The organism is Bradyrhizobium sp. UFLA03-84, assembly GCF_002289535.1.
GTDB classification, from domain to species: domain Bacteria; phylum Pseudomonadota; class Alphaproteobacteria; order Rhizobiales; family Xanthobacteraceae; genus Bradyrhizobium; species Bradyrhizobium viridifuturi.
In genome coordinates, this window is record NZ_NSJY01000013.1 from 720,817 (window position 1) to 732,722 (window position 11,906).

The 11,906-nt window shown below is 65.8% G+C and carries 10 protein-coding genes; 5 read left to right on the forward strand and 5 right to left on the reverse strand.

The window, feature by feature from the left end; genetic code table 11:
- Positions 1–5 precede the first annotated feature (5 nt).
- Positions 6–986 carry a PDR/VanB family oxidoreductase gene (locus CK489_RS17510; protein ID WP_095733114.1) on the forward strand — a complete coding sequence of 327 codons (981 nt, stop codon included), beginning with the start codon at positions 6–8 and terminating at the stop codon, positions 984–986.
- 22 nt (positions 987–1,008) lie between these two features.
- On the opposite strand, the gene CK489_RS17515 is transcribed toward CK489_RS17510, so the two are convergent.
- Positions 1,009–2,970 (reverse strand): putative bifunctional diguanylate cyclase/phosphodiesterase, encoded by a 1,962-nt coding sequence (locus CK489_RS17515; RefSeq protein WP_095733680.1) that lies wholly within the window; start codon positions 2,968–2,970, stop codon positions 1,009–1,011.
- 268 nt (positions 2,971–3,238) lie between these two features.
- On the opposite strand from CK489_RS17515, the gene CK489_RS17520 reads away from it, so the two are divergent.
- From CK489_RS17520 to CK489_RS17530, 3 genes are read left to right on the forward strand one after another with little or no spacing between them, the layout of a single operon-like run.
- Positions 3,239–4,234, forward strand: coding sequence for a VOC family protein (locus CK489_RS17520; RefSeq protein ID WP_095733681.1), 996 nt, complete (start codon positions 3,239–3,241; stop codon positions 4,232–4,234).
- Between the two features lies 1 nt (position 4,235).
- A complete protein-coding gene (gene mhpA, locus CK489_RS17525) occupies positions 4,236–5,837 on the forward strand; it encodes a bifunctional 3-(3-hydroxy-phenyl)propionate/3-hydroxycinnamic acid hydroxylase MhpA (protein WP_095733115.1) in 1,602 nt (533 codons plus the stop codon).
- Between the two features lie 59 nt (positions 5,838–5,896).
- Entirely contained in the window at positions 5,897–7,510 is a 1,614-nt protein-coding gene (locus CK489_RS17530; protein ID WP_095733116.1) for a GMC family oxidoreductase, read from the forward strand.
- Between the two features lie 165 nt (positions 7,511–7,675).
- Here the strand turns inward: CK489_RS17530 and hemE are convergent, their stop codons facing one another.
- The gene (gene hemE, locus CK489_RS17535) at positions 7,676–8,722 is read right to left on the reverse strand and encodes a uroporphyrinogen decarboxylase (RefSeq protein ID WP_095733117.1); all 1,047 of its coding nucleotides are present in this window, start codon (positions 8,720–8,722) and stop codon (positions 7,676–7,678) included.
- A gap of 132 nt (positions 8,723–8,854) precedes the next feature.
- Between hemE and CK489_RS17540 the strand changes: the two genes are divergently transcribed.
- On the forward strand, positions 8,855–9,040 hold the full coding sequence (locus tag CK489_RS17540) for a hypothetical protein (RefSeq protein WP_095733118.1): 186 nt from the start codon (positions 8,855–8,857) through the stop codon (positions 9,038–9,040).
- A gap of 144 nt (positions 9,041–9,184) precedes the next feature.
- Here CK489_RS17540 and CK489_RS17545 read toward each other — a convergent pair whose 3' ends face one another.
- From CK489_RS17545 to CK489_RS17555, 3 genes are read right to left on the reverse strand one after another with little or no spacing between them, the layout of a single operon-like run.
- Entirely contained in the window at positions 9,185–9,475 is a 291-nt protein-coding gene (locus CK489_RS17545; RefSeq protein WP_245350403.1) for a PilZ domain-containing protein, read from the reverse strand.
- A 38-nt stretch (positions 9,476–9,513) separates the two neighbouring features.
- Complete coding sequence (locus CK489_RS17550; protein WP_095733120.1) at positions 9,514–11,172, reverse strand: pilus assembly protein TadG-related protein; 1,659 nt, start codon at positions 11,170–11,172, stop codon at positions 9,514–9,516.
- Position 11,173: 1 nt separating this feature from the next.
- The gene (locus CK489_RS17555) at positions 11,174–11,587 is read right to left on the reverse strand and encodes a TadE/TadG family type IV pilus assembly protein (RefSeq protein WP_050627155.1); all 414 of its coding nucleotides are present in this window, start codon (positions 11,585–11,587) and stop codon (positions 11,174–11,176) included.
- Positions 11,588–11,906: the final 319 nt, after the last annotated feature.

Here is an 11,906-nt window from a genome sequence, read left to right on the forward strand (position 1 = left end):
GCGCCATGCGATTCATCGAAACCTGGACATCCGCCACGTTGGTCGCTGTGCGCGACCTCACGCCGGGCATCCGCGAATTCCTGCTGCGGCCCGACGGTTTCGCCGGCGCGCCCTATCCCGTCGGCAGCCATATCGATGTCGGCGTCACGATCGACGGCCAGCCGCAGACCCGCTCCTATTCGCTGGTCGGCGAAGTCGACCCGCAGGGTTTTCGGATCGCGGTGCGGCACGCAGCGGATTCCCGCGGCGGCTCGCGCTATATGTGGTCGCTCGCGCCGGGGGCGCGGCTCAACATCACGCTGCCGACCTCGCTGGTGCAGCTCGACTGGACGCGCCGGCAGTTCTGCCTGATCGCAGGCGGCATCGGCATCACGCCGATCGTCGGTGCGGCGCAGGCGCTGGCCCGCCGCGACGCCGGGGTAAGGCTGCATTATGCCGTGCGCGCCCGCAGCGATGCGGCCTATCTCGACAGGCTGGATGGTCTGCTCGGCGACCGCCTCGTCGTCCATGCCGGTGACGAGGGCAGGCGGCTCGACTTCGATGGAGTGTTCGCGGCCTTGCCGCAGGATACAATGACGTTGTTCTGCGGCCCGATGCGGATGCTCGATGCGGCGCGGCGCGCCTGGGAGGCGTCAGGCCGCCCGATGACCGATTTGCGCTACGAGACCTTCGGATCGAGCGGGCTGCTGCCGACCGAGGCGTTCCGCGTCCGGCTGAGGGACGAGGGCACCGAGTTCATCATCCCGCGCGACCGCTCGATGCTCGACGTGCTCAACGAAGCCGGCCATGAGGTGATGAGCGACTGCCGGCGCGGCGAGTGCGGCGTCTGTGCGCTCGACGTGGTCGATGTCGACGGCGAAATCGACCATCGCGACGTCTTCTTCAGCGAGCACCAGAAGCAGGCGAGCCGCAAGATCTGCGCCTGCGTCTCCCGTGCGCGCGGCACCATCACGGTTGACACGCTGCATCGCGCCGACGCGCCCTGACGCGGGCGGGCGTCCGCTCAGGTTACGCCGCGTGCACCGAGTGCCGCGGATCGTGATCGAGCAGCGCGGCGATCTCGCTGCCCGACATCGGCCGGCCGATCAGATAGCCCTGGACCTCGTCGCAACTGGTCTGGCGCAGATATTCGAGCTGATCGGCAGTCTCGACGCCCTCGGCCACGACGCCGATCTGCAGGTCCTGCGCGAGGGCGATCACCGATTTGACGATCGCGGCGCAATCCGGCTGGGTCAGCATGTCCCGGATAAAGGATTGGTCGATCTTGATCCGGCTGAACGGCAGCTTGCGCAGATAGGTCAGCGACGAGAAGCCGGTGCCGAAATCGTCGAGCGCGACGGTCAGGCCGAGTTCGAGCAGCCCGTTCAGGATCGCGGGCGCCGATCCGTATTTCGAGATCAGCATCGATTCGGTGATCTCGATCTCGAGCCTGTTCGGCGCGACGTTGGCCTCGGCAAGCGCCTCGACGATGGTCTGCAGGATGCCGACGTTCTGGAACTGGACCGCGGAGAAATTGACCGCGATCCTGATGTCGTCAGGCCAGCGCGACAGCATCGCGCAGGCGTGGCGGATCACCCACTCGCCGAGCTGGTGGATCAGGCCGCTCTCCTCGGCGATCGGAATGAAGACGCTCGGCGGGATCAGGCCGCGCACCGGATGCTGCCAGCGTAGCAGCGCCTCGAAGCCGGTGATGCGGCCTTTGCGGATGTCGAGGAACGGCTGGTAGACCAGAAACAGCTGGTTCGCCTCGATCGCCTGTTCCAGATCGCGCTGCAATGCGCGGCGGTCGCGTGCCGATTGGTCGTCACCGGCCTCGAAGAAGCAGATGGTGCCGGGGCCGGATTTCTTCGCCCGGTAGAGCGCGATGTCGACATGCTTGAGCAGGTCGTGGGACGTGCTGCCGTCCCGGGGCGCGAGCACGATGCCGATGCTGATCGCGCCTGATATCTCGAAGCCGTCGATCGGGAATGGATCGGCAAACGCCGCCACGAACCGTTCGGCGATCGCAAGCGCATCCTCGGGCCGCGTCAGGTTGGACATGATGAGGGCGAACTCGTCGCCGCCGATCCGCGCGACATGCTCGGCCGCGCGCGTGCAGCGCTGCAGCCGGGCTGCCGCCTGCACCAGGAACTCGTCGCCTGCCGGATGGCCGTACCTGTCGTTGATCTCCTTGAAGCGATCGAGATCGAGCAGCAGCACGGCGAATTCCTCGCCCGAGCGCGACAGCCGGCTCAGCGCGCCGTTGAGCGCCTCGTTGAAGGCGACGCGGTTCGGCAGATGCGTCAGCGGATCCTGCCGCACCGTCCGCTCCGCCTCGTGCTGGGCGATGATGCGGCGGCGGAACTCGAACGCATTGACGAACACGCCGCGCAGCAGCACGGAGCCGTAGACCAGCACGAGGACCGCCATCAGCAGATAGATGAAGTCGCCGTCGCGGCCGAGGCAGATCGCGGTGCCGACGAAGATCGGTGCGGTGAACGCAATCGCGGCGATCGGGATGGTGGAGAAAGCGAACGCGCCGCCGGCCAGCATTCCCGCGCAAAGGCAGGTGATCACCAATTGTGCGCCGCTCGATGCATTGGCGAAGAAGGCGACCGGGACGACGCCCCAGGCGGCGCCGAGCGCCAGCGCATTGCGGACCAGCCGGTACATGGTCCGGCGCGAGACGAATTGCGGCTTGGCGATGCGGCGCGAGGCGCGCGCCTGCAGGCCGAAGAACAGTGCGGCGCTGCTTACGGCGGCGGCCCACACCAGCGCAAAGGCCCAGTCCGGCGATTGCCAGAGTGCAATGGCGAGCACCAGCGCGTTGCAGGCGTTGGCCAGCATGATGCCGAAGGAATAGCCGAGGACGAGCGACACCTGCTCGGCGCGGATGTGGCCGGCAAGTGCTTCATCCGTCGGTGGTGCGCCGAAGGCCGCGAGGTCACCGGCGAACAGGGCCGCGAAATATGATCTGAGATAGGTACGCATCTCACCACGTTGCCTGCGCATCACTACGTCGCCACTGCGATTGACCATGGCGCGACGACCAAGAATTCTCTGCAAACCTTTGACAAACTATGAACTATTGGAACGGACCCGACCACGCGGCATGCGGCGCCGCTCCACCGGGGGCATCGCTTATGGGTCGATACAGCAGCGTGATGTGATGTCACGGCCGATCCAAGCGCGGCTTGATCGGCAGCCGTTTTTTCGCAATGAGTTGGGTTCCAGCGAACGAAAAACCCAGAAGGTGCGCATGGGCCTGCCGACCACGAACCACGATCCCGGGTTCCGGATCACGCGGGCGAGCCATGTCGTCCTGACCGTCCGTGACCTCGCGGCGAGCCGGCAGTTCTACGAAAAAGTGATCGGGCTAATCCTGACCGCGGAGGAGGGCGATGCGCTCTACTTCCGCGGCGTCGAGGAGGCCTGTCATCACAGCCTCGTGTTGCGTAAGGGCGAGGGCGCCGTCTGCACGCAGCTCGGTCTGCGGGTGTTCAGGGACGACGACCTCGACCGGCTCAAGGCTTTCTTCGAAGCGCAGGGCTGCCGGGCCGTTTGGGCCGAGGTGCCATATCAGGGCCGCACCTTGCAGGCGACCGATCCGGCCGGCACGCCGCTGGAGTTCTGCGCGACCATGCCGGTCGAGCCGCGCATGATCACCCAATTCACCCGCCATGCCGGCGGCTCGGCGGTGCGGCTCGATCATTATCAGGTGCTGACGCCGGAGGTGCGCAAGGCCTGCGAGTTCTACACCGCGGCAGGCTTCCGGCTCAGCGAGTACATCGCGCCGGCCGGCACCTTCGATCTGCGCGGCGTGTTCCTGCAGCGCAAGGGCAATCCGCACGACATCGTGTTCTTCAACGGCGCGGGACCGCGGCTGCATCATTTCGCGTTCCTCGCACCCGAGGTCCACCATCTGCTGAACGCCTGCGATCTCGCCGGCGAGCTCGGCCATGGCGCGGCCGTCGAACGCGGTCCGGGGCGGCACGGGCCGGGACACGCGATGTATGTCTATATGCGCGATCCCGACGGGCACCGCGTCGAGTTGTTCAACACCCACTACCAGATCATGGACATCGAGAACGAGCCGATCGGCTGGGATCCGTCCGACCACAAGATCTCGTTTCCGTGGGGCTTGCCGGCGCGGCAGGCCTGGTTCGAGGAGGCGACGCCGTTTGCCGATGTTCCGATCCGCGAGCCGCAGCTGAAGCCGCGGCCGCTGACGCTCGAGAGCTACCTCGCGAAGTAGCATGTCGATGTCAGCCGCGAACCCCGGGCATGATCCGATCTACGATGCGACAATCGTCGGCCTCGGGCCGGTCGGGGCCATCTTCGCCAACCTGCTCGCGAAAGCAGGCCTGAAGGTCGCCGTCGTCGAGCGCGTTGCCGACATCTACGACAAGCCGCGCGCGATCACGCTCGACCACGAGGCGCTGCGCGTGCTGCAGGCGATCGGGCTCGGCGATTTCATGGAGCAGGCGATCGCCCCGCATAACGGCTCGCACTATCTCGGTGTCGACGGCGAGATCATCAAGATCTTCGACCCGATGCCGCCGCCGTTTCCGCTCGGCTGGATCCCGAACGTCACCTTCGTGCAGCCCGACCTCGAGCAGGCCTTGCGTGGCAAGCTTGCCGAATATCCGCATGTCGACGTTTTCCTTGCGACCGCCGGCGTGGCGCTCGAGCAGGACGACGGCGCGGTGACGTTGACCGCGCGGCGCGAGCGAGGTGAGGAGTTCCCGATCCGTGCGCGCTATCTGGTCGGCTGCGACGGCGCCAACAGCTTCGTCCGCAAGCAGCTCGACATCGGCCTGGACGACCTCGCCTTCGATGAATGGTGGATGGTGGTGGATACGCTGACCAGCGATCCTGCCAAGCGGCCGGCCAAGAGCTTTCAGTATTGCTGGCCGTCGCGTCCCGGCACCTTCGTGCCGGGCCCGCGCAATCTGCGGCGCTGGGAGATCAAGCTGCTGCCGGGCGAGGATCCCGAGGCGGCCGGCGCACCCGACAATGTCGTGCGCTTGCTGCAGGGCTTCACCGACATCTCCGATCTCACGATCTGGCGCTCGGCGGTCTATCGCTTCCACGCTTTGCTTGGGCAGCGCTGGCGCGACCGCCGCGTGCTGCTGATGGGCGACGCCGTGCACCAGACGCCGCCGTTCCTCGGCCAGGGGCTGTGCGCCGGCATCCGCGATGCCGTGAACCTGGCCTGGAAACTGAGGCTGGTGCTGCGTGGCGACGCCGCCGAGACACTGCTCGACAGCTACGAGATCGAGCGCAAGCCGCATGTCCGCGCCGTCGTCGCCAGCGCCAAGGAGTTCGGCAAGATCATCGGGGAACTCGATCCGGTTGCGGCAGCCGAGCGCGACCTGCGGCTGCGCGCCGAGCTGAAGGCTGGCAAGGCCGAGACCATCAGGCAGAAATTCATCCCCGATCTCGTCTCCGGTCTGATCGGGCGCGATGCTGTTCTCGCCGGGCGGCTGTTCGTGCAGCCGCATGTGCGTGCGCCGGACGGTCGGACATGCCGGCTCGACGATCTGCTGAGGCCGGAATTTGCGATCGTGACAGCGGCTGCGGAGCCGATGGCGTGGCTATCGGACGCGTCCCGTGCCGCCTGGCTGCATCTGGCCGGCGAGCGCGTCGTCATTGCCGCATCAGGTGAAAGCGGCGATGCCGACGGCGTTCTGCGCGCGGTGGAGCGTGACGGTCTGTTCGCCGACTGGATGCGGCAGCACGGCGCCGCGGCGGTCATCGTGCGGCCCGACCGTTACGTCTTCGGTGCCGCCGGCAGCGCCGACGAGCTCAATATGCTTATCGGGCAACTGCTCCAGAACCTCAGCGCAGAGCGCTAGCCTTTTCAAGCCAGCGCTTTGTCTGTACCACCGGAACAAAGAAATTCCGGGGGAAACCAGTGAACATTAATAATGATGCGGCCGAATATGATTACGTCATCGTCGGCGCCGGCTCGGCCGGCTGCGTGCTCGCCAATCGCCTGAGCGCCGACGGCAAGCATTCGGTGCTGCTGCTCGAGGCCGGGCCGAAGGACACCAACATCTGGATCCATGTTCCGCTCGGCTACGGCAAGCTGTTCAAGGAAAAATCCGTCAACTGGATGTACCAGACCGAGCCGGAGCCCGGCCTGAACGGCCGGCAGGTGTTCCAGCCGCGCGGCAAGGTGCTCGGCGGCTCGAGCTCGATCAACGGCCTGCTCTATGTGCGCGGCCAGCATGAGGACTACGATCGCTGGCGGCAGCGCGGCAATGCCGGCTGGGGCTATGACGACGTGCTGCCCTATTTCCGGAAGGCGGAAGATCAGCAGCGCGGCGGCGACAAGTATCACGGTGCCGGCGGCCCGCTGCCGGTGTCGGACTGGCGGCATCACGATCCGCTCTCGGAAGCGTTCGTGCATGCCGCGGCCGAGGTCGGCATTCCGACCAATCCGGATTTCAACGGCGCGACCCAGGAGGGCGCGGGCTTCTTCCAGACCACGACGCGGCGCGGCCGGCGCGCCTCGACCGCGCGGTCCTATCTGCGGCCGGCGCTGACGCGCGGCAATCTGCATGTCGAAACCTCGGCGCTGGCGCAGCGCATCCTGTTCGACGGCAATCGCGCGAGCGGCGTCGCGTACAAGCAGGATGGGCAAGTGCGCACGGCCAAGGCGCGCAAGGAGGTGCTGGTGTCGAGCGGCGCGTACAACTCGCCGCAATTGCTGCAGCTCTCCGGCGTCGGCCCCGCCGATCTGTTGAAGCAGCACGGCATCGAGATCGTGCTCGACGCGCCCGGCGTCGGCAACGATTTGCAGGATCACATGCAGGTGCGCATCGTCACGCGCTGCGCGCAGACCGTGACGCTGAACGACGTCGTCAACAATCCGGTGCGCCGGGTGATGGCCGGCTTGCGCTACGCGGCGTTGCGCAAGGGGCCGCTGACGATTGCGGCCGGCACCTCGGGTGCGTTCTTCAAGACCAGCCCGCGGCTGGCGTCGCCCGACATACAGATCCATTTCCTGCCGTTCTCGACCGACAAGATGGGCGAGAAGCTGCACCCGTTCTCGGGCTTCACGGCGTCGGTCTGCCAGCTGCGCCCGGAGAGTCGCGGCTCGCTGAAGATCAGGAGCGCCGACCCGGGCGTGCCGCCGGAAATCCGCATCAATTATCTCGCGACCGAGACCGATCGCCGCGCCTTCATCGACGGCATCCGTATCCTGCGCAAGATCCTGGCCGCACCGGCGCTGAAATCATACTCGGTCGGAGAGGTCGATCCCGGCGCCAAGGTGGTCAGCGACGACGATCTGCTCGACTTCTGCCGCCGCACCGGCAGCACGGTCTATCATCCGACCTCGACCTGCCGGATGGGCAACGATGCACTCGCCGTCGTCGACAACAGGCTCAAGGTGCGCGGCGTCGAGGGCCTGCGCGTGGTCGATGCGTCCGTGATGCCCGACCTGATGTCGGGCAACACCAACGCGCCGACGATCATGATCGCGGAGAAGGCGTCCGACATGATTCTGGAGGATGCGCGGTAGGAGTGATCCGTCATCCCCGCGCAAAGGCGAAGCCTTTGTCGCTGGAGGTGCGAGCGCAGCGAGCCTCGAAGGATGCACGGCCACAGCCGGGCCGTCGACCCTTCGAGGGCCGCCGAGGAGGCGGCCACCTCAGGGTGACGGAGATAGAGCAGTGGGCGCTGTGCCTCACCCCTTATAAGCGCGCACCCGCGCGACCATCTGGTCGACATGGGCGATCGGTGTCTCCGGCAGGATGCCGTGGCCGAGATTGAAGATCAGCCGTCCCTGGCCGAAATTCTCCAGCACATCGTCGACCGCGCGGTCGAGCGCCGCGCCGCCGGCAATCAGCGCCAGTGGATCGAGATTGCCCTGCACGGCGACGCGGCTCTGCACCCGCTCGCGGATCATCGACGGCTCGGTCGCCCAATCGATCGAGACGGCATCGACGCCGGTCTCTTCGATATAGGCCGGCAGCATGCCCGCCGCGCCGCGCGGAAACCCGATGATCCTGGCGCCCGGGACCTGCTTGCGCACCCCGGCAACGATGCGTTTCGTCGGCTCGATCGCCCAGCGGGCGAACTCGCGCGGTGGCAGCACGCCGGCCCAGGTGTCGAAGATCTGCAGGCAGTCGGCACCGGCCTTGAGCTGGCCGACCAGGTAGTGGATCGAGTTCTCGACCAGCACGTCGATGATCTTGGCAAACGCGTCCGGATGGCGATAGGCGAGCATCCGCGCCGGCGCCTGGTCGTGCGTGCCCTGTCCGGCCACCATGTAGGTCGCAACCGTCCACGGTGCGCCGCAGAAGCCGATCAGCGCGATGTGCGGCGCAAGCTCGCGCCGGACGCGGCGCAGGGCCTCAAAGACCGGCTCGAGCTGGTCGAAATTGGCCTGCGTTGCCAGCGTCGCGATCTCGGCGGGCGTCGCCAGCGGATCGAGCCGCGGGCCTTCGCCGGCCTCGAAGCGCACCGAACGGCCGAGCGCATAGGGGATCACCAGGATGTCGGAGAAGATGATCGCGGCGTCGAAGTTGAACCTGCGGATCGGCTGCAGCGTCACCTCGGTGGCGAATTCGGGCGTGAAGCAGAGATCGAGGAAGCCGCCGGCTTTGGCGCGCAGCTCGCGATATTCGGGCAAATAGCGGCCGGCCTGCCGCATCATCCAGAGCGGCGGCGCGGCCTGCCGCTGGCCCGACAGCAGGTCGATGAGCGGCTTCTTGGTGGGGTCCTGGGGCACGCGAGGGTTCCTGATCACGGTCAAAATTTGGCTCCTGATACACGCTGCGGCGCAGCGGGCCAAGGCGGTTCTGGAACCCCGGTTTGCGTGGGCGCGTTGTCCAAGGGCATCGGACTGGAATGGAGGGATGCCATGGCCGACAAATTCGATCCCGCCGCGCATGACAAGCATGCCGAGAAGCCGCACGAGGCACAGGCCGCCGAGCGCAAGGCGCGCTCGCGGCTGAAGGAGGGACTTGAGGATACCTTCCCGGCGTCCGACCCGGTCAGCGCTACGCAGCCGGCGCCGTCGAAGCACGACGGCGATCGGGACAATTAGCTGGTATATCGCAGCGATTGCTAACCACGATGCGAAATCAGTTCGATCGTTCCGGAACGAACCGCCGCGTCGTGGTGGTCCGACGCGGACCGCGCCTGCGGCTTGGGGTCGATCACCGTGATGCGGGGTGACCGCCGTGATCGGCTAGACGGGGCCGCCTTCGGGGCGCTGCATCCGCTCGAATTCGAAGGTCACGCCGAGCCGGCGCTCCAGGCGCCAGACCAGAATGCAGTGCCGCCGGATCGGCTCGCTCTCGATCTCGAGTTCAAATGCGAATGGCAGTGCGGCGTCGCTTTCCACCGCAAGTCCCGCGCCTCCGGTCGAGATGTTGAGCACAACGCATCCGATGCTGGTGTTGCGGAAGAAGATCATGCCGCGCTTCATCAGGGCCGCTCGCTGGCTGTCGGTCTTGTATCTTCTTATTGTTGTGCTCACGGCAATCTCCCAGCCCCGATTTGGTCGCGGATCGTGCTTCAGTTCACCAGCACCGCGCCGTCGCAGCGGATGCCCAGCACCCAGACGTCGACCTGGCCGAGCCCGATGCCGAGCGTCGAGAGCAGGGATGCCAGCACCTGATCGATCGGGCTCGTCACGGCACTCAGGATGCTCATGACGAGTGCGCCCAATCCCGGGATCGGAATGCCAGCGATGTTGAGCGTGAGGTCACCGAGCAGGCTTGATGTCAGCGAGGTGAGGAAGTTGGTCGTCGTTACGGTCTTCTTCGTCCCTGCTTGGATGTCGCTGTAGCTGAAATTGACGTTGGTCGACGTGGTGTTCCCCATGCCGACATGGGCCAGGCCCGTGATCGGGATCCCCAGCACAGAGACGAGCGTTGCCGGCGGCGGATTGGGCTTGGTCGTGAAGTTGGTCATGTCGGCGACCGTGACGTTGCCGATCCAGGCGTCCACGATGCCCGGCGTCACGCCGATCGTGACCTGCGAGGTGCTGATGTTCGGATGGCCGCACGACACTGCGTTGAGCGTCGCGGTCCCCGAGGCGACCTCGACATATACAGGCAGATTGATCGACGCGATGCTGCCGGAGCCGAGCACGTTGACCGTTGCCAGGATCCTGGTCTGCGCGGTGTGCACGCTCACGCCCTGGGTGCCCATCGCGATCCAGCTCGAGCCGACCGGGCGCTCGCCGATCGTCGCGATCACCGACACGTTGGCGATGCCGGGCAGGCCGAAATTGACCGAGGTTGCGATCTGATGGCTGCCGTTGGCGATCTGCGCCACCGTGTTGACGAGGTCGAATACGGAGACGCTGGCGCCGACCTTTGGTTTCTGCCCGACCGTGAGGTTCGCGAAGGGGCCGAGGTCGATCAGCGTGCCCGGCGAAACCTTGGTCGAGGAGCCGGTGACGGCCTGCGAGATCGTCGACAGCGCGGTGGTCGCGGCGCCCGCGCCGTTGGTGAGCTGTTGGGTGGTCAGCGCAGCCGCCATCAAATCACCGACCTTGACGTTGCTGCTCAGGACGTCGCTATAGGTGACGCCGGTCAGGTTGATCCGGGTTGCCAGCGCCGACAGGAAGTCGAGCGCGTCGATCTTGGCGCTGATCAGCGCGTTGTAGTCCATCACCGAGAGCGACAGCGTGGTGCCGAGCATCGAGCCGAGCAATGCGTTGAGCACGCCGCCGTTGACCGAGAGCAGCCGCGAGCCGATCGCGAATGTCGCCATCTCGGTCGATGTCGCGGTGGCAGTCGTCGTGATGTTGAAGTGGCTGGCGCCGGTGATGTAGCGCGCGAAGTAGAGCGGGGTCTGGGTCGTCAACGTGACGCGCGCGGCATTCGGAATTCCGACCGCCGGGGTCACGAAGCGGGACTGCGGTGCGATGGCGCTGTTTGCGGTGTAGGTCCCGGTGTCGACGCTGACCAGCGCGCTGGCCGGATAGTTGTTCTGCGTCACCGTCGCGGTGGCGGCGTTGACCGGGTTGCTCAAATTGGCGGCGGCGACGATCGCGGCGAGATCGGCGGTGCTCTGGGTCTTGCGCCGGTCCGCGAAGATCGTGCCGAGATCGATCGCAAGCCCGGCGCATCCGATCAGGAGCGTCATCAGGCCGGCGCTGATCATCGCGAAGTTTCCTCGCTCGTCGGCGCCGAAGCGCCGCATCAGTGTGAGGATGCCGCTCATCCTAGAACCCCCCATACTGAATCGCCGCGGAGCGGACGATGGTGCTCGCGGGCGCCGGCACGAAAGGCAGCCTGTAGATGAAGTTGCCGGCCGCGTTGTAGTTCAGCGTCACGATGTAGACGTTGGCGTTCGACGGCGACGGCGCGGCATTGACGGTGAGATTGCTGGGAACGAGCAGCGGATAGGTCGATACGTTGGCGGTGACGTAACTGGTTGCGAGGCTGTTGCGCTCGGTGTCGGTCATTCCGGCGATCGACGACCGCGCCGCTTCGGCGGCGAGCTGCTGAACGCCATGCACCATCGCGAGATAGGAACCGAATACAATGATGCCGAAAATAAAAGCGAGAAACAGCGGCAGCATCAGCGCAAATTCGACAGCAGAAGCGCCGCTTCGACAGCGAAAAAACTTGGTCATGAGACACCTCGAAACGCAACCTAGGGCGCCACGTTGCGAGGCTTTGATTAAGGAAAACTATGAAAACGCTTTCGCGAATCAGCGACGCCAATTCAGATGAATGGCGACGCTCGAACTTATCGGGTGCGCGATGCGTTATGGGGCGATCAAAATCTTTGATGCCGTGTCCGCAGAAACCCGGGGTCCGATGGTGTCGAGGTGCTGCGTGCATGTGCAGATGCAGCCGTCAGATACCGTAGCATTACGTGGCAATGCACGTAACAATACATATGGCGAGCAATCACGGCGCCGGCGCGACAAATTGAAACTAAACGAAAGT